General features: G+C 37.1%; 28 protein-coding genes. 26 read left to right on the top strand and 2 right to left on the bottom strand.

What is annotated here, in order from left to right; translation table 11 throughout:
- The first annotated feature begins 1 nt into the window (after nucleotide 1).
- Genes EPJ90_RS06280 through deoC form a run of 8 tightly spaced genes read left to right on the top strand, consistent with a single transcriptional unit; the run spans nucleotide 2 to nucleotide 6,870 of the window.
- Entirely contained in the window at nucleotides 2–1,300 is a 1,299-nt protein-coding gene (locus EPJ90_RS06280) for a pyrimidine-nucleoside phosphorylase (RefSeq protein WP_161636360.1), read from the top strand.
- A gap of 22 nt (nucleotides 1,301–1,322) precedes the next feature.
- A complete protein-coding gene (locus EPJ90_RS06275) occupies nucleotides 1,323–2,048 on the top strand; it encodes a segregation and condensation protein A (protein WP_161636361.1) in 726 nt (241 codons plus the stop codon).
- Nucleotides 2,048–2,584, top strand: coding sequence for an SMC-Scp complex subunit ScpB (scpB, locus tag EPJ90_RS06270; RefSeq protein WP_125164401.1), 537 nt, complete (start codon nucleotides 2,048–2,050; stop codon nucleotides 2,582–2,584). Before EPJ90_RS06275 ends, scpB begins: the two co-directional genes overlap by 1 nt.
- Nucleotides 2,568–3,308 carry a pseudouridine synthase gene (locus EPJ90_RS06265; protein WP_161636362.1) on the top strand — a complete coding sequence of 247 codons (741 nt, stop codon included), beginning with the start codon at nucleotides 2,568–2,570 and terminating at the stop codon, nucleotides 3,306–3,308. Before scpB ends, EPJ90_RS06265 begins: the two co-directional genes overlap by 17 nt.
- Nucleotides 3,308–4,009: an RsmE family RNA methyltransferase gene (locus EPJ90_RS06260; RefSeq protein WP_161636363.1), complete on the top strand. Its 702-nt coding sequence runs from the start codon at nucleotides 3,308–3,310 to the stop codon at nucleotides 4,007–4,009. The genes EPJ90_RS06265 and EPJ90_RS06260 overlap by 1 nt, the downstream gene beginning before the upstream one ends.
- Entirely contained in the window at nucleotides 4,006–4,752 is a 747-nt protein-coding gene (locus EPJ90_RS06255; protein WP_161636364.1) for a hypothetical protein, read from the top strand. Before EPJ90_RS06260 ends, EPJ90_RS06255 begins: the two co-directional genes overlap by 4 nt.
- 2 nt (nucleotides 4,753–4,754) lie before the next feature.
- Complete coding sequence (locus EPJ90_RS06250) at nucleotides 4,755–6,221, top strand: UDP-N-acetylmuramoyl-L-alanyl-D-glutamate--2,6-diaminopimelate ligase (RefSeq protein ID WP_200542824.1); 1,467 nt, start codon at nucleotides 4,755–4,757, stop codon at nucleotides 6,219–6,221.
- Nucleotides 6,208–6,870, top strand: coding sequence for a deoxyribose-phosphate aldolase (gene deoC / locus EPJ90_RS06245; protein ID WP_200542823.1), 663 nt, complete (start codon nucleotides 6,208–6,210; stop codon nucleotides 6,868–6,870). Before EPJ90_RS06250 ends, deoC begins: the two co-directional genes overlap by 14 nt.
- Nucleotides 6,871–6,931: 61 nt before the next feature.
- On the opposite strand, the gene EPJ90_RS06240 is transcribed toward deoC, so the two are convergent.
- Both EPJ90_RS06240 and EPJ90_RS06235 read right to left on the bottom strand, forming a co-directional pair.
- Nucleotides 6,932–7,714, bottom strand: coding sequence for an ABC transporter permease (locus tag EPJ90_RS06240; RefSeq protein ID WP_200542822.1), 783 nt, complete (start codon nucleotides 7,712–7,714; stop codon nucleotides 6,932–6,934).
- The gene (locus EPJ90_RS06235; RefSeq protein ID WP_200542821.1) at nucleotides 7,707–8,342 is read right to left on the bottom strand and encodes an ABC transporter ATP-binding protein; all 636 of its coding nucleotides are present in this window, start codon (nucleotides 8,340–8,342) and stop codon (nucleotides 7,707–7,709) included. The genes EPJ90_RS06240 and EPJ90_RS06235 overlap by 8 nt, the downstream gene beginning before the upstream one ends.
- A gap of 164 nt (nucleotides 8,343–8,506) precedes the next feature.
- Here EPJ90_RS06235 and EPJ90_RS06230 point away from each other — a divergent pair, with 164 nt between their 5' ends.
- The 18 genes from EPJ90_RS06230 (at nucleotide 8,507) to rpoD (ending at nucleotide 25,142) form a co-directional block, all read left to right on the top strand.
- Nucleotides 8,507–9,937, top strand: a complete 1,431-nt coding sequence (locus EPJ90_RS06230; RefSeq protein WP_200542820.1) for a DEAD/DEAH box helicase — start codon at nucleotides 8,507–8,509, stop codon at nucleotides 9,935–9,937.
- Between the two features lie 185 nt (nucleotides 9,938–10,122).
- The gene (rpsU, locus tag EPJ90_RS06225; RefSeq protein WP_003773874.1) at nucleotides 10,123–10,308 is read left to right on the top strand and encodes a 30S ribosomal protein S21; all 186 of its coding nucleotides are present in this window, start codon (nucleotides 10,123–10,125) and stop codon (nucleotides 10,306–10,308) included.
- An 83-nt stretch (nucleotides 10,309–10,391) separates the two neighbouring features.
- A complete protein-coding gene (locus EPJ90_RS06220; RefSeq protein WP_161636369.1) occupies nucleotides 10,392–11,375 on the top strand; it encodes a PhoH family protein in 984 nt (327 codons plus the stop codon).
- The gene (locus EPJ90_RS06215; protein ID WP_161636370.1) at nucleotides 11,344–12,018 is read left to right on the top strand and encodes a response regulator transcription factor; all 675 of its coding nucleotides are present in this window, start codon (nucleotides 11,344–11,346) and stop codon (nucleotides 12,016–12,018) included. Before EPJ90_RS06220 ends, EPJ90_RS06215 begins: the two co-directional genes overlap by 32 nt.
- The gene (locus tag EPJ90_RS06210; RefSeq protein ID WP_125164411.1) at nucleotides 11,999–13,210 is read left to right on the top strand and encodes a sensor histidine kinase; all 1,212 of its coding nucleotides are present in this window, start codon (nucleotides 11,999–12,001) and stop codon (nucleotides 13,208–13,210) included. The genes EPJ90_RS06215 and EPJ90_RS06210 overlap by 20 nt, the downstream gene beginning before the upstream one ends.
- A 73-nt stretch (nucleotides 13,211–13,283) precedes the next feature.
- Nucleotides 13,284–14,186 carry a substrate-binding domain-containing protein gene (locus EPJ90_RS06205; RefSeq protein WP_200542819.1) on the top strand — a complete coding sequence of 301 codons (903 nt, stop codon included), beginning with the start codon at nucleotides 13,284–13,286 and terminating at the stop codon, nucleotides 14,184–14,186.
- Nucleotides 14,183–15,136 carry a phosphate ABC transporter permease subunit PstC gene (gene pstC / locus EPJ90_RS06200; RefSeq protein ID WP_244660391.1) on the top strand — a complete coding sequence of 318 codons (954 nt, stop codon included), beginning with the start codon at nucleotides 14,183–14,185 and terminating at the stop codon, nucleotides 15,134–15,136. Before EPJ90_RS06205 ends, pstC begins: the two co-directional genes overlap by 4 nt.
- Nucleotides 15,133–16,356 (top strand): phosphate ABC transporter permease PstA, encoded by a 1,224-nt coding sequence (gene pstA / locus EPJ90_RS06195; protein ID WP_200542817.1) that lies wholly within the window; start codon nucleotides 15,133–15,135, stop codon nucleotides 16,354–16,356. The genes pstC and pstA overlap by 4 nt, the downstream gene beginning before the upstream one ends.
- 2 nt (nucleotides 16,357–16,358) lie before the next feature.
- Nucleotides 16,359–17,111, top strand: a complete 753-nt coding sequence (gene pstB, locus EPJ90_RS06190; RefSeq protein ID WP_125164415.1) for a phosphate ABC transporter ATP-binding protein PstB — start codon at nucleotides 16,359–16,361, stop codon at nucleotides 17,109–17,111.
- 8 nt (nucleotides 17,112–17,119) lie between these two features.
- The gene (gene phoU, locus EPJ90_RS06185) at nucleotides 17,120–17,752 is read left to right on the top strand and encodes a phosphate signaling complex protein PhoU (protein WP_161636374.1); all 633 of its coding nucleotides are present in this window, start codon (nucleotides 17,120–17,122) and stop codon (nucleotides 17,750–17,752) included.
- A 64-nt stretch (nucleotides 17,753–17,816) separates the two neighbouring features.
- Nucleotides 17,817–18,260: an rRNA maturation RNase YbeY gene (gene ybeY, locus EPJ90_RS06180; RefSeq protein ID WP_125164417.1), complete on the top strand. Its 444-nt coding sequence runs from the start codon at nucleotides 17,817–17,819 to the stop codon at nucleotides 18,258–18,260.
- Nucleotides 18,235–18,603 (top strand): diacylglycerol kinase family protein, encoded by a 369-nt coding sequence (locus EPJ90_RS06175; RefSeq protein ID WP_125164418.1) that lies wholly within the window; start codon nucleotides 18,235–18,237, stop codon nucleotides 18,601–18,603. Before ybeY ends, EPJ90_RS06175 begins: the two co-directional genes overlap by 26 nt.
- On the top strand, nucleotides 18,600–19,001 hold the full coding sequence (cdd, locus tag EPJ90_RS06170; RefSeq protein ID WP_125164419.1) for a cytidine deaminase: 402 nt from the start codon (nucleotides 18,600–18,602) through the stop codon (nucleotides 18,999–19,001). Before EPJ90_RS06175 ends, cdd begins: the two co-directional genes overlap by 4 nt.
- Nucleotides 18,991–19,887: a GTPase Era gene (era, locus tag EPJ90_RS06165; protein ID WP_161636375.1), complete on the top strand. Its 897-nt coding sequence runs from the start codon at nucleotides 18,991–18,993 to the stop codon at nucleotides 19,885–19,887. Before cdd ends, era begins: the two co-directional genes overlap by 11 nt.
- Entirely contained in the window at nucleotides 19,877–20,575 is a 699-nt protein-coding gene (gene recO, locus EPJ90_RS06160) for a DNA repair protein RecO (protein WP_125164420.1), read from the top strand. The genes era and recO overlap by 11 nt, the downstream gene beginning before the upstream one ends.
- Nucleotides 20,576–20,604: 29 nt before the next feature.
- A complete protein-coding gene (locus EPJ90_RS06155) occupies nucleotides 20,605–21,978 on the top strand; it encodes a glycine--tRNA ligase (RefSeq protein WP_161636376.1) in 1,374 nt (457 codons plus the stop codon).
- 18 nt (nucleotides 21,979–21,996) lie between these two features.
- Nucleotides 21,997–23,760, top strand: a complete 1,764-nt coding sequence (gene dnaG, locus EPJ90_RS06150) for a DNA primase (protein ID WP_161636377.1) — start codon at nucleotides 21,997–21,999, stop codon at nucleotides 23,758–23,760.
- Nucleotides 23,760–25,142, top strand: coding sequence for an RNA polymerase sigma factor RpoD (gene rpoD / locus EPJ90_RS06145; RefSeq protein ID WP_125164423.1), 1,383 nt, complete (start codon nucleotides 23,760–23,762; stop codon nucleotides 25,140–25,142). The genes dnaG and rpoD overlap by 1 nt, the downstream gene beginning before the upstream one ends.

The raw sequence follows: 25,142 nt of genomic DNA, 5'->3' as shown, positions 1-25,142 counted from the left end.
TATGACTATAGTAGAAATTATTGAAAAAAAACGTGATGGTTTTGAGTTAAGCCAAGAAGAAATTAGTTTTTGGATTAACGGAGTTACTAAAGGTACGGTTAAAGATTATCAAACCAGTGCTTTACTCATGGCAATTGTGCTCAAAGGGATGAGTTTGGATGAAACAACTGCGCTAACGGATGCGATGATGCGTAGTGGTGATATCATTGATTTATCATCCATTGTAGGGAAAAAAGTTGATAAACATTCCACGGGTGGAGTTGGCGATAAAACAACAATTATCTTAAGCCCAATTGTAGCGGCAGCCGGTGCCAAAGTTGCGAAAATGAGTGGTAGAGGATTAGGACATACAGGTGGAACACTCGACAAATTAGAATCAATCCCTGGGTTTAATATTGAAGTGTCCAGTCAAGATTTTATTGATCAAGTAAATGCAATCAATCTAGCGGTTATTGGTCAAACTGGAAATTTAGTTTATGCAGATAAGGTCCTCTATGCGCTTCGCGATGTTACTGGAACGGTAAATGCAATTCCTTTAATTGCATCGTCAATTATGTCAAAAAAACTAGCAGGTGGTGCTGACTGTATTTTGCTAGATGTGAAATACGGTGAAGGTGCTTTTATGAAGACTGTAGAAGATGCTCGCGAATTAGCGGACACCATGATTACAATTGGTCGTAATCTTGGCCGAGAAGTCAATGCGATGCTCTCAAATATGAATCAACCATTGGGTCATTCAATTGGAAATGCTCTTGAAGTAAAAGAAGCAATTATGACTTTAAAAAATGAAGGTCCAAAGGACCTTGAAGAATTGTGTCTTGTTGCTTCTGGATACATGCTATTCCAAGCAGACCTTTCGGATTCGCCAGAAGCGGGCTACGAATTGGCTAAAGAAACATTGCAAAGCGGTGCTGCTTATGAAACCTTCTTAAAGTGGATTCAAGCACAAGGTGGCGATGTATCGGTTTTTGATAATTTAGATCATTTCACAAATGCAAAATATGAAGTTGAAGTGTTTGCAGAGCAGGATGGTTATCTCCATGATTTAAAAGCAATGGAACTGGGTATTGTGTCAATGCATTTAGGCGCAGGAAGACAAACGAAGGAAGATGTCATCGATTACAAAGCGGGTATTGTGCTTCGTAAAGAGATTGGAGATATCATTCATAAAGGTGATTTGTTAGCGACTTTATATAGTGATACACCCATTACAGATGATCACAAAAATAATACAGTATCGTGTTTTATCATGGGTCAAGAAGCAGTTGAAAAACCAAATTTAATTGCTGCCGTGCTATAATAGTTTAGATTGGAGAATAACCATGAATTTTGAAGTATCTATTGATCAATTTAATGGTCCATTGGATTTAATGCTTTATCTTATAAAAGATAAAAAGTTGGATCTTTTTGATTTGAATATTGATGACTTAGCGGACCAGTATATTGCGTTTATAGATAGCGTTCGAGATCAAAAACTTGAAGTAGCATCTGAATATCTAAGTGAACTTGCTGGTTTAATTGAGTATAAAAGCAAGCGTCTTTTGCCTAGAGATAAGAGTGAACTTGACGCTAAAGACGTTGAAGATGATGAGAATGATCTTGTGAGACGACTCATCGAATATCAACGGTATAAAGAGGTCAGTATTGAATTAGCGGAGCGGTATGAGGAACGATCAAAACAATTCGCGAAACCAATCTCGTCGCGCTTATTTAAGGAAATTAAAACGAGTTTGCAAGATTCGGTTACCTACGAGCAAACACCTTATGACCTTATGAATGCAATGATGAAAGTGATGAGTCGTTTTAAGTTAGCCCATCCTCAGGATGTTTCAATTGAACGCGCTGAGCTTTCTGTAGATGATGTTGTAGAGGACTTAAGAAAAGTATTTCAAGGAGGGGTTGTTTTATCGCTTGATCATGTATTGTCACAAGCACCTAACTTGCAATACCTGCTTGTATCCTTCTTAGCCGTTTTAGATATGTTAAGAATGGGAGATTTAAAAATGAGCTATCAAGATGAAGCGGTCTATTTGAAAGGGGCGATTTAATGACTGATTTTGCAATCATAGAAGGCATTTTATTTGCCTTTGGCGAAGAAGGCGTTGATAAAGAACAATTAATGCTCGCTCTTGGGATCGAAAATGAAGCATTTGATAACAAAATAAATGATTATAAACAAAGTTTATTGGACTTAAATCGAGGTTTGGAATTGGTTGAATTCGGATCTGTTTATAAGTTGATAACAAAAAAAGAGCTACACGAAACAATTTCGGATATGCTTGAATTTAATAAAAATCGGCAATTATCTCAAGCCGCTTTGGAGACTCTCGCAATAATTGCCTATAAACAACCAATTACACGGTTAGAAATTGAAGAAATACGCGGTGTAAATAGTGATATGATGTGTCGAAGATTAGAGGCATTGGATTTAATTCAAGAATGTGGTCGTGCGGATTCTGTAGGGCGTCCAATTCTGTATGAAGTGACGAATTCGTTTATGGATGTCTTTAAGCTGACAAGTTTAAAAGAATTACCAGAAATTAAGATAGAAATGTTGGAAGAAAATAATGAACTCTTTAAATAATATTAGATTACAAAAATTTATTGCGATGAGCGGCTATTGTTCGCGTCGTAAGGCCGAAGTTTTAATAAACGAGGGTAAAGTAAAGGTTAATGGGATTAAAGTGACCGAACAAGGGATGAAGGTATCAACGGAAGACCGCGTCATGGTTAACGGCATCATTATTACCGTAGAAGAAAAAAAAGTGTATTACATTCTTAATAAACCTCGTGGCGTTGTTTCAAGTGCAAACGATGACAAAGAACGAGAAAGTGTTGTTGATTTAGTGCCTAATGATATTCGGGTATTTCCTGTAGGCCGTTTAGATCGTGAAACAACAGGTGCGCTCATCTTAACCAATGATGGCGATTTTGCATACTACATGACGCATCCAAAATTCGATTTATCGAAAATATATCGTGTGAGTGTGCAGGGGAGACTTTCTTATGAAGTAACCAATTCTCTTAAGGAAGGCGTCTCAATTGAAGGAGTTGATTATAAAGGTGTTGAAATTAGTCGTGTTAAATATGATGTGACGAAAGATAAGACACAATTCTCGATTACACTCCATGAAGGTAAGAATAGACAAATCCGTAAAATATTTGCCCACTTTGGTCTGCCGGTATTAAAACTTCATCGTTATCAAATTGGATATCTCGATATTAACGATCTCAAAATTGGACAATATCGTGAATTAAAACCATTTGAGGTAAAAAAATTACTTCTAACCGCTAAAGGTGAAATCTAATGCAACAATTCTTCATTGAATCAATTGAAGACTTGCAACTCAGTGCAGATCAATTACATCAATGCCGAAAAGTACTTCGAATGCAGGAGGGTGATTCGATTCGACTGGTAGATCACATGGGAAACGGTGTCATCGCAACATTTTTGGACGATACCCTCACACAACTCAAAGTTCAAGAATCAATTGTTTGGGCAAAAAAGAAATATAAATTAAGAATTGTTGCTTCATTAATACGATCTGAGCGATTGGAGTGGATGATTCAAAAAGCGTGTGAATGTGGTGTTGATGAGATTGTGCTTTACCAAAGCCAACATGGTGTTGTTCGTGATTTTGGTAAACGATCTGAACGTAAAATGGAACGCTTAAATCTTATTGCGAAAGAGGCATCTGAACAATCTTATCGACAATATGAGGTGCCAGTCTTAGGGATTGCGACACTTGATGAATTACCACAGTATCAATCGGATTTAAATCTTTATGCGGATATCGGAAATCAACCGCATCTTATTCACGTTGTAGACGAAGCGACACCATCCATTACGGTTCTTGTTGGACCAGAAGGTGGCTTTAGTAACGATGAACGTGTTAAGTTTGAGGCCATGGGGTATCGTCAGGTCAGCCTTGGTGATAATGTGCTTAGAGCTGAAACTGCAAGTATCTATATTTGTAATATCGTTTCGGCGTGTGAGGTGATTAAGTGAATATATTGAATAAATATCATGACCAAAAACGACCGAAAAAAGAATTGAAACTGTTGATGGAAATGAATAAATATTATAATTTGGGAATGAGCCTTAAATCAGATTCTGATCTCTTTAAATTGGATATATTTAAACATAGTTTAGAAACTAAAAAAGCTTTTGAAAATGAATTTGAGCGTATTCGTAATGAACATTTTGATATGTGGGATAATCTGCTTTTTAATGAACGAAATTTCATTGTTCAATGCGACATCGCACCGATGAAGTCAAAATTAAAAGTATTCCAGATTGAAAATGAAAATAGAGTATACATTCCGTTTTTCGATCCTTTGTTAAATACACTTTATGATCGTGAAACCGCAATATTGGAATTACCTCAATACTTTAAACTCTATAGTGATTTTCAAGATCGATTAATTTCAAGTGATATCTATGGATTGAATCCGTATATCGCTAACATGAGTTCCGCACGTTTTATCGCGCGAAATGAGGAAGAAATCGTGTTATTTCGCAAAGATATCAATGTCTTTTATCGATTTAATTTAAAGGGGTGTGAATCATTTCCACTATGGATTGAAAAGCAACTCGACGCGAAACAAATTAAACAGGTCGCTGATTTGATTTTAACTTTGGATGAAACTAAATTATTAGATTATTGTATTGAAAATGAACTTATCAAACCGCGCTGCATTAAGAAAATTAATAAACAACGCGTTAAAGCAGAAAAAAAGAGTAGGAGATAAGTATGAAATTGAATAAACTTGTGAACACAGAATTTGATTGTGATATTGATCATTTAGTACTCGATTCTCGTGATCGTGTTAAGAATGGTATGTTCTTTTGTCTAAAGGGGTTGACTGTAGATGGTCATCAATTTGCCCAACAAGCGGTCGAAAATGGTGCTGTTGCCGTTGTGCACTCCGATGACATTGAACCGATTGAAGGTGTTATTTATATACGTGTCGTGGATGTCATGACTGAATTACATCGGATAACGGATCGATTCTATGACAGTCCATCAAAAAATATGTATGTGTATGGTATTACCGGTACGAATGGAAAAAGCACGACAATGCTCACGGTTCGCAATATTTTAAAACGATTTGGCGTGAATGCAGGGTATATCGGCACAATTTCTGTGGAATATAATGATCATAAATTTGCACCATCATTAACTACACCGGATATTGTTGAATTGCAGTCTTACCTTCATGATATGCGTTCGGAAGGTGTTGAAGAAGTATGTCTTGAGGTGTCAAGTCAAGGGTTAGCATTAAGAAGAGTCGAGTCTATAGATTTTGATAATGCTTCATTTACCAATCTTACCCATGATCATCTTGATTATCATAAAACGATGGAAAATTATTTTGAAGCTAAGAAAATGCTTTTTGATAATTTAAAACCATCAGGATTTATGGTCATCAATATTGATAATGAGTATGGAGAGACCCTACTAAAACAAGATTATTCTCATGTTGTGACCTATGGAATTGAAAATAAAAATGCAAATTATCGTGCTCAAAATATTGTTTTATATGATGACTTTACGGAATTTACACTTGTTCATGAAGGGAAATCCTACGATGTTGTTACCAATTTCGTTGCGATATTTAATGTATACAATATGCTTAATGTCATCGCCATCCTTCATCAACGTGGATACGAAATCGAAAAGATTATTCCAGAACTTAAAGATATTGAACATGTTGATGGTCGTCAAACAATGATTTCAAAGGGACAACCGTATCGAGTTATTGTCGACTTTGGACATGCGCCGGATAGTATGAAAAATGTTTATGAATTTGTTCGTGAAACACAACCTCAATCCGCTCGAATCATCACGGTTTTTGGGGCAGCGGGAGGCCGAGATACGGCTAAAAGACCGATTATGGGTCGCGTTGCTTCAACTTATTGCGACCATGTTATTATTACAGAACACGATAACCGTGATGAACGTGTCGTGGATATTACTGAAGATATCATTACTGGCATTGATGGCGATAATTATGAATTTGTACCCAATCGAATTGATGCAATTGAAAAAGCATTAAAAATGGCTCAACCAGGCGATACTGTTGTGTTAATTGGAAAAGGTGAAGAGAAATTTATTTACCGTGAGCATGGAACGAAAGAAAAGTGGATGGGTGATGAGGTTTGCGCATCACGTATCATTGAAAAACTATATGGAGGAAAAGAAAATGAAATTAAGTAAATACATTGATCATACATTACTAAAACAAAATGCTACTGAGGCTCAAATTCGTGTTTTATGCGATGAGGCAAAAACGTATGATTTTATGAGTGTGTGCATTAATCCAGGATTTGTTTCCCTTTGTAATGAACTATTAGAGGGTACTGACGTTAAAGTATGTACCGTTATCGGTTTTCCATTAGGTGCAAATACAACTGAAGTTAAAGTTTATGAAACACAAAACGCTTTAAATAACGGCGCGGATGAAATTGATATGGTTATTAATGTAAGTGCATTAAAAGATAAAAAATATGACTTAATTGAAAATGAAATTCGATCCATTAAATCCGTTTGTGGAGATAACATTCTTAAAGTTATTATTGAAACATGTCTTTTAGAAGATGATGAGATTGTGAAGGCTTGCGAACTTGCTGTTGCTGCGGGGGCGGATTTCGTAAAAACTTCAACAGGATTTAGTACAGGCGGAGCAACAACTAAAGATGTGAAGTTAATGAAAGATACAGTCAAAGACCAAGCTTCCGTAAAAGCTTCTGGTGGCGTTCGAAGCCAAGAAGACATGGATGCAATGATTCAAGCGGGTGCAACCCGTATTGGTACTTCTTCGGGTGTTGCATTAGTTAAAAACGAAGTGAGTCAATCCGATTATTAAAAAAAGGTATTTTAAGCCTTCAGATACACAAGATGTATTTGAAGGCGAAAATACCTTTTTTTTATTCATACCAATTAATTTGTTCGTTTTCATTGATTAAGGTTCGGTAACCAATTGAAAGAGATGTGAATGTTGTGAGTGCAACACCTGTGGTAATTGCTATCATAATTGCGGTTTGATACATGATGGCGGTGAGGGGCTCTGTACCCGAGATTATTTGTCCAGTCATCATGCCAGGTAATGAAATAATACCCATATTGAGCATATTGTTCAGCGTTGGTAAAAGTGCCATTTCGAGAGATTGATTCACAAACGGAATCATAATTTTTCTGGGTGTGACACCTAAATTTAAGAGTGTTTCGACTTTATTGCGCTCAAGATCCAATGTATCAGTAAGCGTCTTGATGCCTAAGCTTAAGCCATTCATGGCATTTCCAATAATCATACCACCAACGGGAATAGCATATTGAGGGTTAAAGACACTGGTTTTAACGATAACACCTACAAAAAATGCGACCACAAACAGTCCGGAGGCCATTAAACAAATAAAGATAACCCGCTTAAATTGTGGATTCAAACGTGGATTTTTCTTTAAAATTCTAAAAGTAGAAAAAAGGACCATCGACATTAAATATAAAATAACAAAAATAGGATGTGGATTGCCGAAAATATACGTTAGAATCAGTCCGGACAAATACAATTGCACCGACATTTTGATGCTTGCGGTAAATAAGAGTCGGGTCTGACTTATTTGTGCTCGTTTCATAATAAACAATACGACGAGTAATAGAAGATAGATTAAACTAAATTGAAGAATACTCAACTGTATAATGCCGCTATTCATGGCTTATGCCCTCCTTTAAATTTGAAATATGGACAATATCATCGGCATATTTTTCGGTCAACTGAGAATTATGACTCACAATAATTAAGGTTAATTGATTTTCATTGCAGTAAGATTTGATGTTATTTAATAGAATATCAGCAGTTGTATCATCAAGGGCAGAGGTGGGCTCATCAAACATAATCGCATGACGTGCCAAAGAAAGACAAATCGCAATATAGATTCGTTGACGTTCTCCACCGGACATTGAAGTTACTTGATCATCGAGATGTGCTGATGAGCATGCATAACTCAGAAATGTTTCCATCTGAGTATCCGATAATAGTGCATTGTCTCTTAAACGATAAAACGCATGAAAATTCTCACGCACACTTAGATCGAATAAAAAAACAGATTGGTCACATAAAATGTAGTCCCTGCGTCGTTGTATTCGATTATAGTCTTCTATCGCACCATCTTTCAATAAGATGGTACCATCAAGTGGATCAACCATGCCATTGATTAGTTTAAGAAGTGTCGATTTTCCTGAACCGGAAGGGCCAGTGATAAATGTTGTCTTGCCTTCAATAATCTGAATTGAAGGGTAATACAATATATTCATAAAATTAAGATTTGTTAGTTCAATCATAAAATGCCTCCATAGAATTATCATAGCTTAAACATCAGGAATTGAAAGCAAAACTACACAATAATTTATTTTTGTTTACTTTGGGCTCATAAAACTATAAGATTAAACGGTTGATGTTCTGTCAAAGAACACAAAATGTATAAAAGAATTTAAGGAGCAATTATATGGAATTTAAAGACTTAGGAATAAATGAAAAAATACTACAAGCATTAACGGAGCAGGGATATCAAAAGCCAACTCCAATTCAAGAACAAGCAATCCCTGCATTGCTTAAACATCAAGACCTCATTGGACTTGCGCAAACCGGAACCGGTAAAACGGCTGCTTTTGCGGTTCCTACCTTACAAAATTTAAAACAAAAGGCATTTGACCGTAATGGGAAGCGTAAAATAAGAACGCTCGTGTTAACACCAACACGCGAACTTGCCATCCAAATTCAGGAAAATTTTGAAATGTATGGCAAATATATGGATTTACGATCAACTGTGATTTTTGGTGGCGTTGCTCAACATTATCAAGTAAAAGCACTTCGTAATGGAGTCGATATTCTGATTGCAACACCGGGTCGTTTAGAAGATTTAATGAGTCAAGGTTATATAGACTTATCTCATATTGAGATTTTTATTCTTGATGAAGCGGATCGTATGTTGGATATGGGATTTATTAATGACGTGAAACGCATCATTAAAAAACTTCCTAAAAAGAAACAAACACTTCTTTTCTCAGCTACAATGCCATCAGAAATTTCAAGTATTGCGGAGATGCTTTTAAATCATCCCACAACGGTTGCGGTTACACCCGTATCCTCAACTGTTGAAACGGTAGATCAAAGTGTTTATTATGTCGATCAGCGCAATAAGACACAACTTCTGATTGATGTTTTGGAGAATAAGTCTTTTGATTCTGTTCTTGTGTTTACGCGTACAAAACGTGGTGCAGACCGTGTGGCACGTGATTTATGCCGTAGCAACATCAATGCAGTCGCAATTCACGGAGATAAATCACAAGGGGCACGTCAACGTGCTTTGAGTGGTTTTAAAGATGGAACCATTAATGTTATGGTAGCCACAGATATTGCGGCGCGTGGTATTGATATCAATGAATTGAAATATGTCGTAAACTATGAACTTCCAGAAGTTCCTGAAACTTATGTACATCGAATTGGACGTACGGGTCGTGCGGGGTTTAGTGGATCTGCGATTTCGTTTTGTAATTTTGAAGAAATCCCATTACTTAAAGATATTGAACGTGTGATTCGAATGCGTGTTCCTGTAGTCAAGTCACATAACTACCCATTGCTTGATAAAACAATTAAAGATGGGAAGATTAGTAAAAAGAAAAAAGCGAAGTTAGAACGAATAAAAGCTGAAGAATCCAAAACTAAGAAAAAACCAACTAAGCAAAAAGACTCTAAATCAAAAGGAAAACCTAAGAAAAAAGAAAAAGAACTCAATGGACCCTACGATTGGAGTAATCATGCTTCAAAAAAGGCAAAGAAACAATCACAAAAAGCAAAGAAGTCGAACAGTTCTCGTTTGCACGATAAAAACCAAGAGCAGAAGTCAACACAGCGTCGTAAAAAGTCAGTTCGATAACCACATCATTTGGAGATCATTTTGAGAAAAACACACCAAAACGTGAGTGTGAGGGTGCTTAATGACGCGCTTTTTACGGTTTTAGCAATATATTAGCAATATATCGAAAAAATCCTAATTATATACTTGATTTTGATAGATGAAGTGTTATAATTAATTTGCTTGCATCAGAAGGGAGGTTAGTCATGTCGAGAATTGTAGTAAAAGAGAACGAAGGTTTGGATGACGCATTACGCAGATTCAAACGTCAAGTATCTCGTAATGGTACCCTTGCTGAGGCTCGCAAAAGAGAGTTTTATGTAAAACCTGGCGTACGACGCAAATTGAAGTCGGAAGCTGCTCAAAAAGCACGCCGTAAAAAACGTAGATAACAAAAACCAGAAGCGCTTAGCGCTTCTTTTTTATTGCATGTTTTTTATTTTGCGATATGATTAATACATAAGGAGGACTACTCTTGGTAACTCAAACAGTCAATTTAAACGAACTTGATATCTCACTCCAGCAACTTGTTGGTATTGAGAATAAAAATATTAATCTTATTGAAAAAAATTATGAAGTAAATATTCAAGCACGGGACGCTCATCTTTCAATTGAGGGTGCTGAATCCAACGTTGAGGACACGGTTTCATTTATTCGACTTGCATCTTCTGTCATTAACCACTATGAACGACTCGATGTTCAAGAATTTGAGTATTTGTTTGACGTTGTCGCTCATCATCAAACCGACCGTTTTATCGAAATGTTGGACGAAGTCTTAACTCGATCCTATACAGGTAAACCCATTCGTCCAAAGACGTTAGGTCAGAAAGTATTTATTGATGCGTTCAAGCATCATGATTTAACATTTGCGGTTGGACCTGCGGGGACCGGTAAAACGTTTTTAGCGGTGTGTTATGCAGTTGAACTTTTAAAAAAAGGGGAAATACAAAAGATTATCCTTACGCGTCCTGCTGTTGAAGCAGGCGAGAATTTAGGGTTTCTTCCAGGAGACCTTAAAGAAAAAGTTGATCCCTATTTAAGACCTTTGTATGATGCATTGGATGACATGCTTTCTCCAGAACGTGTTCAACGCTATATGGATAAAGGTGTCATTGAAATTGCACCGTTAGCGTATATGCGCGGTCGTACCTTGGATGATGCAATGATTATTCTTGATGAGGCGCAAAATACGACAAAATCTCAAATGATGATGTTTTTGTCACGACTTGGTCGTAATTCAAAAATGATTGTGACCGGAGATATCGATCAAATCGATTTACCGCGTCATCAAGCTTCTGGGCTTCGTGTTGCGCAAGATTATTTATCCGATATTTCTGAAATTCAATTTGTGAATTTGTCGCACAGTGATGTGGTTCGTCACCCATTGGTGATTAAAATTCTTAAGAAGTTTGCGGAAGGAGATCGACGTGAGCAAGAAAATTCTAATAATCGAAGATGAGGAAGGAATACGTCGTCTGTTACGTTATGATTTAAAACAGATGGGTTTTGATGTTCATTCTGCTAAAGATGGCCGTGAAGGGCTTGAAATGGCTCTTGATGGCCAATTTGATGTCATTATTATTGATTGGATGTTACCATATTACGACGGCATTGAACTTGTTTCAAAGTTTAGAGGTCGTGGTTTAAATGCTGTTTTAATTATGCTGACGGCTAAAGATGAAGAAGCGGATATTCTCGAAGCGTTTGAAGCGGGGGTTGATGATTATCTCTCAAAGCCTTTTTCACCTCGAGAGCTCTCGGCGCGTATTACTGCACATCTACGCCGGGTAGATATGAACCACGAATTAAGAAGGATTGAAGTCGGGGATATTGTGATTAATTTGGATCAACATACCGTGATGGTTGCTGGTGAGAATGTTGAACTTACGAAAAAAGAATTCGACTTATTAATCTACCTTCTCCAAAATGAAAATATTGTCTTAACACGTGATCAAATTTTATCAGAGATTTGGCATTTTGATTATGATGGGGATACGCGAATTGTTGATGTCCATATTTTTAAATTAAGAACAAAACTTGAAGATTCAAATGTTAAAATTAATTCGCTGAGAGGAGTTGGATATGTTGCGAAAAGAGAATAAAATACAATTACTCGTTCTTGTACTTCTTTCGGTGATTGCGCTTTGGAGTCGAACCGTTGTTTCAATACTGTTTTTAAGTTTGGGGATGGCACTTTTATTTATCCTTGATACATTAAATACAAAAAATAAAGTTGAAACAATTAAAGAAGATGTTGAAATGGTAAAAAAAGAAGCAACGGTGCAAGCCGATTATGCGTTTGATCGTACTGTGCAGTTGATTAATGCAATACCGTCACCTTTGGTCTATATTGATCAACGTGGAGATTTTGAGGTGAGTAATCAATATTTTGATCAACTCATTCATGTTGATGCAAAGAGTGTATACGATGTAAAAATTGATTCGCCAATACGACAAACATTATTGGATGCGTTCCTAAATGAAAAACAATTTGTTCGTCAAGTCAGCTACCAAGATGTCGAATTTCAAGTGTTATCGATACCGTTCTTAACTGAAAAGCGTCGATACAATGGCTGCATGCTTATTTTTCAAGATGTTACCCGTATATTAGAGGGCGAAAAAATGCAAAAGCGCTTTATTGCTGATGCATCGCATGAGTTGCGTACACCCATAGCATCCATTAAAGGAATGGTTGAAATCTTAAATCGACCTGGATTCAATGATGTTGAAACGCTGCAAGAATTTTTAAAACAAATCGAAAAAGAAAATAACCGTCTTGATCACATTGTTGAGGATTTATTGCTTCAATCACGTCTAAAATCAAATACGGTCTATTTAGAGAAAACAGTCTTTAATCTCAAACAATTTTTTGATGGGTTAATCTATGAACGAAGACAAGAATTGCATCAAGCCAATATTAAGGTAGTTTTAAACTGTCCATCCAATATTACAGTTTACGCAGACCAGTTTCGCTTGTCACAAGTATTTCTTAACCTTTTCAATAACGCAATTAATTATGCGGAAAATGGCCGAATCAAAATTCAATGTGATACGGATGATGAGCATGTTCATATCAACTTCTCAGATAACGGAAAAGGCATGGAACCTGATTTAATTCCCCATATTTTCGAACGATTCTATCGAGGGGAAAAAGATCGCAGTCGTGAAAATGGAGGAAGTGGCCTGGGTCTTGCGATTTCGAAGTCGATTGTTGAGGCGCACGGGGGGACGATTAATGTCTCCAGTACCATTGATAAAGGAACAACCTTTACCATAAAGTTAACACAGAATTAACAGTTAATTGATTTTCTTTTAATGATGCATCGCTATACTTTCCGTAATGGTAGGAAAGGGAGCGTGTATTATTATGAGGAAATCTTTTATTTTGCTTTTTCTATTTTCATTCATTCTAAGTGGGTGTCATACTTCAAGTAATGAAAATGAAATTAAGGTTTATACACGAGACGGTTCATCGGGGACACGGGAAGCGTTCGAATCGATTGCTGGAATCAAATCGATTACACACAACAGTGCTGAAACAACAGGGAATGGCGATATGGCTACCCAAGTGGGGCAAGCACACAATGCAATTGGGTATGTATCGTTAGCAACGGATTTTCAAAGTAATGGCATTAAACCACTACGTTATTTAGGTATTATGCCATCCATTGAATCAGTGAATGCAGGTACTTATCAACTTGCGCGTCCATTTAGTTTTGTAACGCGCGGTGAAGGGGATTTTGATTCAAATGAGAAACAAGCGTTGGTACTCGCGTTTCTGGATTACTTGAATAATTCGATTGAAGGTAAGGAAATTGTTTTGGCCTCAGGTGGAATTGTGGATATTTCGAAAGGCGTTTTATGGGAAGATTTGAAGGAACGTCATCCCATTGTGTCTAGAGATAATTCAGATCTAGTGCTTAAAACAGGTGGTTCGACTTCTGTTGAGCCGACCATTAAAGCTGCGGTTGAATCGTTTATTCCAATGGCTGGGAATTTTAAATATGAACCCAATCATACTGGATCGGGTGATGGCTACAAGCGCACATTGGGCAGCGAAAAGGATGGTGCCAATCATATTGACATTGGATTTGCGTCACGAAAATTCAAAAAAGAAGAACCTGTGGATAAGGGAATGATATCAGGAGTGTATTGTATGGATGCTGTAGTCGTGGTTGTTAATGAGGCGAATCCACTCGAAGATATTACTCCGGAACGCCTTCAAAAAATATTTAGCGGAGAACTCTCGCAATGGAAGGAACTTGTATGAGTTACAAACAGAATCGTTTCGGGGTTCACACTCCGGAAGGCTATCAACATCGAAAAAGAACAATTGATATTTGGGTTCAAAGCATTTTAAAACTGATGGGAATTCTTGCGGCATCGATGGTCGTTGTAATCTTTGTATTTATCTTTAAACGTGGTATTGCTGTTTTTCTTCCTTCATATGGTCCAAATCAAATTTCATTACTGGATTTTCTTACTGGATTTGTTTGGGAAGCGGACAAGAAGATATATGGTGTGCTTTTTATTGTGATTAATACGGTAATTACCGCATTTTTAGCAATGTTAATTGCGTTTCCAATTTCAGTGCTCACTGCATTGTTTATTTCTAAAATTGCTCCCAAGAAATTATCCAAGCTACTCACAACGGTGATTGAGATGCTTGCGGCAGTTCCTTCTGTTGTTTATGGTGTTTTTGCTTCGGGTGTCATAGTGCCATTTGTCGATGAATTTGCAACCGTTCTTGGTTTTTCAACATTTGGTGGAAGATCAATGTTAGCGGTTGTAATCCTACTGGCGATAATGGTGTTACCAACCATGACTTCGCTTTCAATCGTTTCAATGAATGCGGTTGATAAAAATTTAGAACTTGGTTCGCTCGCGTTGGGCGCTTCATCGACTCAAACGAATTTTAAAGTGGTTTTAATGTCAGCGAAATCTGGAATAACTACGGGGCTCATCCTTGGGTTGGCACGGGCGTTTGGTGAGGCTACGGCCGTTTCGATGGTTGCAGGAAATAAACCGACCGGACCAACATGGAATCCATTTGATATCACGCGAACACTGACATCTACGATGCTCTCAGGAATGAAAGAAACATCGGGCGTTGATTATGATGTGCGATTTAGTGTCGGGATTGTGCTTATGGTTATTATTTTGATCTCAAACTTAGTGATTCATGCATTCAAAAAGAAAGTGGGGAATGACGGAAAATGACACGTAAACGTAAAATTCACGATCTGTTCCTAAATGGTATCACGTATCTCGCTTCTTTGCTTTCAGTTCTTGTTCTTATCGGCATTTTTAGTTTTGTGGTAATTCGGGGTAAGGATACACTCAGTTGGGATATGTTACGTTCAAATTATTGGTCGGAAAATTATTTGCTGGGTTTCCCAGATACAAAATCAGGAATGTTTGTTAAGCCTGAGAATTTAGATACTGCAGATGTTTTTAATGAAAACTATGGTATTGCCATTCGAGATCATCAAAATCATGAAGGGAAAAAGACGGTTATCGTATCGTATGTGGATGAAAAAAGTCCATTTAATGAAACGATTAACTTAACTGCTGGGCCACAATTTGAAAAGCATCACGTCATTCATAAAGGTGATGCAATTGAACGACTTACAATGCGTGACTCCAATGGAGAACGAATGATTTCTGGCCATGTCGCTGGGGATGATGCCCAGCAATTAAACATAAAGCTAAATGAAGCTCAAAGTTTGCAATCCATTTATTATAAAACACAAAGTGGGGGAATTTGGGGTTCTATTCTTGCAACCTTGCTTCTGATTGGGACATCGTTGCTCTTTGCATTACCCCTAGGAATCGGCGCAGCCCTTTACCTTACAGAGATTGCACCAGATACTGCGTTGACACGCATGTTAGAAAGCAGTATTGAAATGTTAGCAGGTGTTCCAAGTATTATCTTCGGGCTTTTAGGGATCGCTGTTCTCTTTCCCATCACCGCTTTCTTTAATGTATCGGGGTTAAGTATTCTTCTTGGCGGGATGACGATGGCCGTAATTTTATTACCAGTTATAATTCGATCGGTGAAAGAATCGTTGTTGGTTGTACCTGACGGTTTACGATCGGCATCGCTTTCACTTGGTGGAACCCAAACACAGACTATCTTTAAAGTGGTGCTCCCAAGTGCATTACCTGGAATCTTATCAGCTGTGCTCTTATCAGTTAGTCGGATAATTGGGGAGTCGGCAGCTCTTATCTATACAATGGGAACGTTTGTGAACGATGCACCGGGTATCACTCAAGGTGGAACCTCACTTGCGGTACATATTTGGTCTGTTATGAGTCAAGAACAACCTAATTTTGAGTTAGCCAGTGCTATTTCAATTGTTATTTTAGGGCTTGTATTAATCTTAAATTTATCCGTCAAATATATTTCTAAGCAACTTCAAAAAAGGATGGGATATTAATCATGAATAGTTTCCAAGTTAAAAATTTAAATCTTTTCTATGGGGATCATCAGGCACTCAAAGATATATCTATTGACATAAAAAAACAAAAAGTTACTGCTTTTATTGGTCCTTCAGGATGTGGTAAATCGACGTTTCTACGATGCTTTAATCGAATGAATGATTTAGTAGAAAGTTGTCGAATTGAGGGAAGTGTACTTTTTGAAAATGAGAACATCTATGGAAGGGATGTGGATGTGGTGGATTTAAGAACACGGGTAGGGATGGTGTTTCAACACCCAAATCCCTTTCCAATGAGCATCTATGATAATGTTGCGTATGGATTGCGATGCCAAGGTATCAAAGACAAACATGTTCTCGATGAAGCTGTTAAGACCGCACTGATTAAAGCGGCACTCTATGATGAGGTTTCGGATCGATTGGGTTCATCAGCACTCCGTCTATCAGGAGGTCAACAACAACGTTTATGCATCGCGCGTGCAATTGCTTTAAAACCTGAAGTGATTTTGATGGATGAACCAACTTCAGCACTCGACCCAATTGCTACCGCAAAGATTGAAGAATTAATTCTTGATTTAAAAAAAGATTATACAATTATTATCGTAACGCACTCAATGCAACAAGCGGGGCGTATCAGTGATATGACTGCCTTTTTCTTAATGGGTGATATTGTTGAATATGAAACGACACGTAAACTCTTTCATACCCCTAAAGATAAGCGTACTGAAGACTATATTACAGGCCGATTTGGCTAGGAGGGACTATGCGATTAGAAGACAAAATGTTGGTGTTTGAAGCGGATTTATTAGCGATGGCAGATCGCGTTCGTAAGCAGATGGCAATGGCGATTCAAGCAATAGTTACGGAGGATAAAACACTTGCTTTAAATGTCATAGAGAAAGATGACTATATTAATGATTCTGATGAAAGCATAAATGATCAAGCGATTGAAATTCTTTCGTTAATGCAGCCGGTCGCGAAAGATTTGAGAATGGTCGTTGGCGGGATTAAGGTGTCCGCGGATTTGGAACGGATTGGTGACTATGCCAAAAATATGGGGCGATACGTTATTAAAAGTAAAGAATCTCAACCTGAGTATCAAAGTGATGTTGAGTTGTTGGGGGCTAAGTTCCTCGAAAATTTCGATGCAGTTGTATCGCTTTTGAAGAAACCGAATGTTAAAGATGCCTATGTTGTTGCGGAGATGGATGAAGCTTTAGATGAACTTTTTCAAGGGATTATGGCGCGATATGCTTCAGAGCCTATAGAAACAGATCGTATTCCAACTCAAACAATTGGAATCTTGCGTAATATTGAACGTGCAGGTGATCACGCGACGAATATTTGTGAGCATGTAATCTACATTGTGAAAGGACGTCATATCGATTTTGGGTAATATGTGATAAAAGGCTTAGATTTAAGCCTTTTTTTTGTGATATAATTAATGCGGAAGTGATAAAATGGAAATAAATTATATTAATCAATCAAATGATGACTTTTGGGACGCTTATGAGACGTATCTCAAGCCAATTTTGGAAGAGACTTTAAGCAAGACTGCTTTTGAGAAGGCAGTAGAAGTTAATGTTGTTTTAGTAGATGACCAAAGCATCCATAACTTTAATAAAGAATTCCGTAATATTGATCGACCTACAGATGTTTTAAGCTTTGAGGATGGTTCAATGGATGAGGAAGTTTTTATGATGGGGGATATTATTATCAGTGTTGATGCGATTCGCCGACAAGCAGAAGAATACGGGCACTCCCTTAAACGTGAGTTCTGTTTTCTCGTAGCACATGGGTACCTCCACTTATTAGGCTATGATCATCATACGCCGGAGGAGGAAGTCGTTATGTTTGGACTACAGAAAGAAATCTTGCATGATATCGCTCGCAAAGATTCTTAAACGTACCCGGAAAAAATTTAAGTCGGCATTTCAGGGTGTTAAGACCGGAGTGTTATACGATCATAGTATTCTGATACAACTGATTCTTGGATTCATTGCCATCATCGTTTTTGCGTTGATCGGGATTACTCCCGTTGAATGGATGTTTGTGGTGAGTGCAGTTTTTATGGTTCTGGTTACAGAATTTTTAAATTCAGCCGTAGAGGATATTTGTGATTTGCTTATTAAAAATTATAACTTGCATGTAAAAGAAATTAAGGACATTGCAGCAGGTGCAGTGTTGTTAGCAGCAATATATGCAATTATTATAGGAGTTATCGTGCTCACAAGGAGATTTATATGAAAGACGAACTCATTTCAAAAGCTTTTGAAGCAATGCGTAATGCCTATGCACCGTACTCGAATTACCATGTTGGCGCGTGTCTTTTGACTCGCGATGGTAAGACGTTTGTAGGTGCAAATGTCGAAAATGCATCATATGGTGCAACAAATTGTGGTGAGCGAAGTGCTGTGTTTTCCGCTTATTCCCATGGATATCGACAAGCGGATATTGTTGGAATTGCAATCGTAACGGATGGCAGTCTTTTAGCAGGACCGTGTGGAATATGCAGACAAGTACTTTCAGAGTTGCTTGAACCGACAACACCGATCTATTTATCAAATGGCAACGAATCAATGACCACAAACATTGAAGAATTGATGCCATTAATGTTTGGAAAGAAGGACTTAAATGACATTTAAATCAGGATTTATTTCAATTGTTGGTCGTCCCAATGCTGGGAAATCAACATTAATTAATCAAATCGTTAAACAAAAAATAGCGATTGTTACAGAAAAAGCACAAACAACACGAGATGCGATTATCGGGGTTAAAACCGAAGAGGATTATCAACTTATTTTTATTGATACGCCTGGCATTCATAAACCAAAACATCAGTTGGGTGAACGAATGAATCGAACAGCCTATGCGCATTTTAAAGGCGTTGATTTGGTTTACTATATTATTGATGGTGCAGAACCATTTGGAACTGGTGATGAATTTGTCATTGAGCGATTAAGCAAACTGAAAATTCCCGTATTCCTAATTATTAATAAAGTTGATAAGATGAGCGAACAGGCTCTTTTAGAACGAATTGCTGCTTCGACTGATTTTAAATTTACGGAGATCATTCCAATTTCAGCTTTAGAAAACAATAATGTTGATCGATTATTGGATGTGACTCTAAGTTATATGGAAGAGGGTGTGATGTATTACCCTAAAGATCAAGTGAGTGCATACCCCGAACAATTTATTATGGCTGAAATTGTTCGTGAAAAAATTCTTGAGTTAACAGAAGAAGAAATACCTCACAGTGTAGCAGTTGCGATTGAGCGAATAGTTAAGAAGAAGAATGCGACAATTATTAGTGCTGTTATCCTCGTTGATCGACCTTCACAAAAAGGGATCATTATTGGTAAACAAGGGAGTATGATTAAGCAAATAGGGGAACGTGCTCGTGGAGAGTTGGAAACAGTTCTTGGAGAAAAAGTGTTTTTGGAAACCTATGTTCGGGTTGAAAAAAACTGGCGTAATCGTGCTCGAATGTTAAATCAGCTTGGATATATTGAAACTGAATATGAACAATAAAGATATTGGATTCATTGTGTCAATTGTTCCTTTTCGTGAACATGATGCAATGGTCCATTTTCTTGGTTATGAATATGGATTGATCCGGATGATTTTGCCGGGTTATTACCGTGCAAAATCAAAACAAGGTCGATTGGGTTTAGAATTTTCAAAAGTTCAATATCGATTTAATTATCAAAATCAAAAATTAAATCGAATTATAGGTGGGGAATCAATCAATGCGTATTTACAAGTGCGACAAGATCTTGATTGGTTGATGTATATGTCGTTGGTATCGGAATTAACCGTCCGTTGTTATGATGCCAATACGCATGCTTCATTCTATAATTGGTTTGAAAATTGTATTGAATCCACAGATTTAAAAGTGCTTTGTATCAAGTATTTGGCATTTCTAATTCAATTACAGGGATTTACTCCAGATGTTGAAGGGTGTGTGGTGTGTGGAAATACTCACGTAAATGCATTCTCAATTGAACAGGGCGGTTATGTCTGTGCAACCCATGCGTACCATCAATTTAAAACGACGAAGTCATTAATGATTGCACTACTTGGAATTTTTTCAGATCGTGATGTCGATGCATATTTAGAGACAATCAATCAATATGAGTTGTTAAAAATATTGGTTGAATATTTAGAATTTCATGGGGATTATAAATTTAATAGTTGGAAACTCATTTCTGATGTATAATAGAGGGAAAGCAATTGGAAGGTGAAAGAATGAAAAAATATGAATTTGAAACGATAGTAAACCATGTTAGAACAAGTGGTTTCGTTTTTCAAGGTAGTGAGATTTATGGTGGTTTAGCAAATACTTGGGATTTTGGTCCTTTAGGAATTGAATTAAAGCAAAATGTTAAGAAATTATGGTGGGAGTCTTTTGTTTCTCGAAATCCATATAACGTTGGGATTCAATCTGCTATTTTAATGAATCCATCAGTATGGCAAGCAAGTGGTCACTTAGACACTTTTAATGACCCTTTGATGGATTGTCGAAAATGTAATACGCGTCATCGCGCTGATAAACTTATTGAAGCGTTTTCGGAAACTGAAATTAATGCGGGTGTTATGAGTAATGACGAAATGGAATTGTATATTCAAGAACATCAAATTCCATGCCCTAATTGTGGTGGTCATGACTTTACAAACATTCGTCAATTTAATTTAATGTTTAAAACATTCCAAGGTGTTACGGAGGATAGTTCAAACGCAATCTATTTACGTCCTGAAACGGCACAGGGGATGTTTGTTAATTACCGTAATGTCCAACGTTCAATGCGTAAAAAACTACCATTTGGGATTGCGCAGATTGGTAAGTCATTTAGAAATGAAATTACACCAGGACAATTTATTTTTAGAACACGTGAGTTTGAACAAATGGAATTAGAATTCTTTGTGAAACCAGGTGAAGACCTTGAGTGGTATGAATATTGGAAGAAATTCGCAATGGATTGGTTAATTGGGCTTGGTATAAAACCTGAAAATCTACGTTTAAGAGAGCACGATGAAGATGAGTTATCACATTATTCTAAAGGAACAAGTGATATCGAATATCGTTTCCCATGGGGGTTTGATGAGTTGTGGGGCATTGCTGACCGTACTGATTATGACCTTAAACAACATCAAGAACACTCAAAAGTGAGTATGGAGTATTTAGATCCTGAGACAAATGAAAAATTTATCCCTTACTGTGTGGAACCATCTTTAGGGGTTGAACGATTAATGCTTGCGTTAATTTGTGAAGCCTATGATGAAGAAGAACTTGAAAATGATACACGTGTTGTAATGCATTTTTCACCAAAACTTGCGCCAACACAAGTGTGTGTGTTGCCGCTTTCCAAAAAATTAAGTGAACCGGCTCGTGAGGTTATGCATAAGCTAATGGGATCTTTTGCTTGTGATTTTGATGAGACGGCAAGTATTGGAAAACGATACCGTCGACAAGATGCAATCGGAACACCATTCTGTATTACATTTGATTTTGATTCTTTAGAAGATGAAAAGGTAACGTTACGCTATCGTGATTCAATGGAACAGGTTCGTGTAAGTGTGGACGAAGCGATTGCATTGATGCATGAAGAAATTAACAAATAAGAATAACGGGTGAGTGATATGAAGCGAATGCCAGAAGAATTGATCAATGACATTCGTGCTAAAACGGATATCGTTGATACCATTTCTCGATACATGACACTATCAAAAAAGGGCAAAAATTACTGGGGGGTTTGCCCTTTTCATGATGATAATAATCCATCTATGTCAGTCTCTCCAGATCGACAAATTTATAAATGCTTTGTTTGTGGAGCAGGCGGAAATGTTTTTTCTTTTGTAAAAGATTTTGAGAAAATTGGTTTCATTGATGCTGTCGTTAAAACTGCATCATTTATTGATGTTGATGTTTCAGAGTACGAACAGCAAAATATAGCACCGATAGACAATGAAAAATTAAAGTTATTTCAAGCACTTGATGAGACTCAAAAATTTACTGAATTTCAACTTTATACAAAGGCGGGTAAGGATGCATTAAGTAAACTTGAAGCACGTGGTTACAGTATGGAGTTGATAAAGAAATTTGGTATTGGCGTTGCATTTGGCGATAATCAATTATCAAAATATTTGTTAGCAAAAGGTTTTAACGAAAAAGAACTTGTGGATGCGGATTTAGTTCGGGTCTCCGAGCGTGGGGTTGAAGATGTGTTTTATCAGCGTATCATGTTTCCAATCTATGATCGACATGGGCGCGTAATTGCTTTTAGTGCACGGGCTCTAAATGATGATAATAAAGTTAAATATATCAATACTTCCGAAACGCGTTTATATACCAAAGGATTGACAGTTTATAATATCCACAATGCAAAAGATGCAGCACGTAAACAAGATTTTATTCTGGTAGCTGAAGGTGTTACCGACACAATTGCTTTTACCAAATCAGGCTTTGATAATACCGTTTCTTTACTGGGGGTCGCTTGTACCAATGAACAAATTCAAATGTTGAAACAGTGCAGTTCAAATATTGTTTTGGCTTTCGATGGTGATCGTGCCGGACTTGAAGCGACATATCAAGTTGGTTTGAAGTTACGTAAAGCACATTGTACAGTTACAGTATGGTATAATGATACGGGATTAGATCCAGATGAATGTATTCGTGAATTTGGAATTGAACGTGTTCAAAAAGGTGTTGCTGACCGTATTAATTGGCTAGATTTTTTAATGAGTTATGGAATTGGAAACTATGGTTTGGATTCATTTGATAATCGTAAACGAGTTGTTCAATTTATGATTGATCATTTAAAAGATGAAGACGAGTTGGAACAGAGCTATTACCTCAAGAAACTTTCTGACAAAACAAATTTTGAATATAGTGTGTTATCACAACAACTCAATGCGCGTAGTGTTTCGCTTGAACGTGATACCCACCGAATTCCGAATAATGTTGATCATGCGATGGAGTTTAATGTAAAAATTCCTGAAAGAGCAATTTTGAGACAAATGCTGATTTCTAAAGAAGCAGCATACCTATATCGAGATCAATTAGGATTCTTAGTGTCCGATTTGGCAACTGATTTTGCACTAATAATTCTCGATTGTTATCGTAATCAAGAAGTTATTGAAATTGCAGATATTTTATCTTTAAACATATCTGATAAAATGAAAAAATTTGCTATCGATATCGAATCAAGCGACTTATTGCATGGCTATAATCGAGCAAGTATGGAACAAAATATTAATTTGATTCGGGATCATCTTGTCGTCATGGGAGTCCATGATATGAAGGGTCGGGTGCTTCAACAAGATAAGATTGATGATCAAGCAGCACTACTCGAAGAAGCAATAAAACAATTAAGAAATAAAAATAAGAGAGAAGGAGAACATTGATGGCAGCTAAAAAATTAAAAACATTAGAAGAAGTTAAAGAGAGTTTTCTAAAACAATATGAGAAAAAGCGTGTTCTATTAAATGATGATGTAGAAAAGGCGATTGATCACCTTAATTTGAGTGATGATGATTCTGAAGAGCTTTTTGAGTGGTTTACAGAAAAAGGCATTATTCTCAGTGATGATGAAGATGATATTGATGAGGAGGTAATGCTTGAAGCTGGTGAGCCGGATGTCGATGATGATTTTATTAGCGATGAGTCAGAAGAGGAAGATGAAATCTTTGACGATTCACTGAATAAAGTTGACCTTAGCTCATACGAAAATGAATTAACCAGTGCCAACATGGTTCGCATTAATGACCCTGTTAAGATGTATCTCAAGGAAATTGGTCGAGTTAATCTTTTAGATGCTAAAGATGAACCTGAAATTGCGCGCCGACTTCAAGAAGGGGAGCAAGCTAAAGAATTTATCATTAATAAGTATAAAGAAATTGTGGATCCAGCAATTACGGATGAGGAACTTGCGGAGCGTCTAACGGAAAACCAAATTGGGTACTTTTTTGATGATTTCGAAGCGTACCTTACGGATAACGGTGATGAGGAAAATCTTGCCTTTTTAACTAACTGGGTTGCAACTTATTACGATGGGTTGGAGGCGCGACGCATCCTAATCTCTGCAAACCTTCGTTTGGTTGTTTCAATCGCTAAAAAATATGTAGGTCGTGGAATGTTATTCTTAGACTTAATTCAAGAAGGAAACATGGGTCTTGTTAAAGCAGTTGAAAAGTTTGACTATACAAAAGGCTTTAAATTTTCAACATATGCAACATGGTGGATTCGCCAGGCCATTACTCGAGCAATTGCAGACCAAGCACGTACGATTCGAATCCCAGTACACATGGTCGAAACAATTAATAAATTAACCCGAATTCAAAGATCACTAGTTCAAACGCTTGGTCGTGAACCAACAGCTGAAGAAATTGCAGCTGAAATGGAAAACATTACCCCTGAAAAAGTGCGTGAAATTCAGAAAATTGCTTTAGATCCAGTTTCATTAGAGACACCGATTGGTGAAGAAGATGATTCGCATCTTGGTGATTTTATTGAAGATAAAGATGCATTATCACCAGATGAGTATGCGAACAATCAACTTCTTAAAGAAGAGATTAAAATGGTTCTTGAAGGGTTAACGGAACGGGAAGAAAAAGTCTTACGACTCAGATTTGGTTTAGAAGATGGACGTACTCGTACGTTAGAAGAGGTGGGGAAAGAGTTTAACGTTACACGTGAACGTATTCGTCAGATTGAAGCCAAAGCACTTCGTAAGTTGAAACATCCTACACGATCAAAACGCTTAAGAGACTTTGTAGACAAACGATAA

The organism is Erysipelothrix sp. strain 2 (EsS2-7-Brazil) (genome assembly GCF_016617655.1).
GTDB lineage: Bacteria > Bacillota_I > Bacilli_A > Erysipelotrichales > Erysipelotrichaceae > Erysipelothrix > Erysipelothrix piscisicarius.
Note: the sequence above shows the minus strand (reverse complement) of the source record. Positions and strands in the feature narration are given on the sequence as shown.

What these genes read in the sequence shown, in the direction of transcription:
- EPJ90_RS06250 (WP_200542824.1), top strand. Translation starts at nt 4,755, where the DNA reads ATGAAATTGAATAAACTTGTGAACACAGAATTTGATTGTGATATTGAT.
- EPJ90_RS06155 (WP_161636376.1), top strand. Translation starts at nt 20,605, where the DNA reads ATGAAAAAATATGAATTTGAAACGATAGTAAACCATGTTAGAACAAGT.
- EPJ90_RS06205 (WP_200542819.1), top strand. Translation starts at nt 13,284, where the DNA reads ATGAGGAAATCTTTTATTTTGCTTTTTCTATTTTCATTCATTCTAAGT.
- pstA (WP_200542817.1), top strand. Translation starts at nt 15,133, where the DNA reads ATGACACGTAAACGTAAAATTCACGATCTGTTCCTAAATGGTATCACG.
- EPJ90_RS06275 (WP_161636361.1), top strand. Translation starts at nt 1,323, where the DNA reads ATGAATTTTGAAGTATCTATTGATCAATTTAATGGTCCATTGGATTTA.
- EPJ90_RS06210 (WP_125164411.1), top strand. Translation starts at nt 11,999, where the DNA reads ATGTTGCGAAAAGAGAATAAAATACAATTACTCGTTCTTGTACTTCTT.
- EPJ90_RS06265 (WP_161636362.1), top strand. Translation starts at nt 2,568, where the DNA reads ATGAACTCTTTAAATAATATTAGATTACAAAAATTTATTGCGATGAGC.
- pstB (WP_125164415.1), top strand. Translation starts at nt 16,359, where the DNA reads ATGAATAGTTTCCAAGTTAAAAATTTAAATCTTTTCTATGGGGATCAT.
- EPJ90_RS06175 (WP_125164418.1), top strand. Translation starts at nt 18,235, where the DNA reads ATGATATCGCTCGCAAAGATTCTTAAACGTACCCGGAAAAAATTTAAG.
- EPJ90_RS06280 (WP_161636360.1), top strand. Translation starts at nt 2, where the DNA reads ATGACTATAGTAGAAATTATTGAAAAAAAACGTGATGGTTTTGAGTTA.
- rpsU (WP_003773874.1), top strand. Translation starts at nt 10,123, where the DNA reads ATGTCGAGAATTGTAGTAAAAGAGAACGAAGGTTTGGATGACGCATTA.
- EPJ90_RS06235 (WP_200542821.1), bottom strand. Translation starts at nt 8,342, where the DNA reads ATGATTGAACTAACAAATCTTAATTTTATGAATATATTGTATTACCCT.
- era (WP_161636375.1), top strand. Translation starts at nt 18,991, where the DNA reads ATGACATTTAAATCAGGATTTATTTCAATTGTTGGTCGTCCCAATGCT.
- phoU (WP_161636374.1), top strand. Translation starts at nt 17,120, where the DNA reads ATGCGATTAGAAGACAAAATGTTGGTGTTTGAAGCGGATTTATTAGCG.
- EPJ90_RS06240 (WP_200542822.1), bottom strand. Translation starts at nt 7,714, where the DNA reads ATGAATAGCGGCATTATACAGTTGAGTATTCTTCAATTTAGTTTAATC.
- EPJ90_RS06230 (WP_200542820.1), top strand. Translation starts at nt 8,507, where the DNA reads ATGGAATTTAAAGACTTAGGAATAAATGAAAAAATACTACAAGCATTA.
- rpoD (WP_125164423.1), top strand. Translation starts at nt 23,760, where the DNA reads ATGGCAGCTAAAAAATTAAAAACATTAGAAGAAGTTAAAGAGAGTTTT.
- scpB (WP_125164401.1), top strand. Translation starts at nt 2,048, where the DNA reads ATGACTGATTTTGCAATCATAGAAGGCATTTTATTTGCCTTTGGCGAA.
- ybeY (WP_125164417.1), top strand. Translation starts at nt 17,817, where the DNA reads ATGGAAATAAATTATATTAATCAATCAAATGATGACTTTTGGGACGCT.
- recO (WP_125164420.1), top strand. Translation starts at nt 19,877, where the DNA reads ATGAACAATAAAGATATTGGATTCATTGTGTCAATTGTTCCTTTTCGT.
- cdd (WP_125164419.1), top strand. Translation starts at nt 18,600, where the DNA reads ATGAAAGACGAACTCATTTCAAAAGCTTTTGAAGCAATGCGTAATGCC.
- deoC (WP_200542823.1), top strand. Translation starts at nt 6,208, where the DNA reads ATGAAATTAAGTAAATACATTGATCATACATTACTAAAACAAAATGCT.
- pstC (WP_244660391.1), top strand. Translation starts at nt 14,183, where the DNA reads ATGAGTTACAAACAGAATCGTTTCGGGGTTCACACTCCGGAAGGCTAT.
- EPJ90_RS06260 (WP_161636363.1), top strand. Translation starts at nt 3,308, where the DNA reads ATGCAACAATTCTTCATTGAATCAATTGAAGACTTGCAACTCAGTGCA.
- dnaG (WP_161636377.1), top strand. Translation starts at nt 21,997, where the DNA reads ATGAAGCGAATGCCAGAAGAATTGATCAATGACATTCGTGCTAAAACG.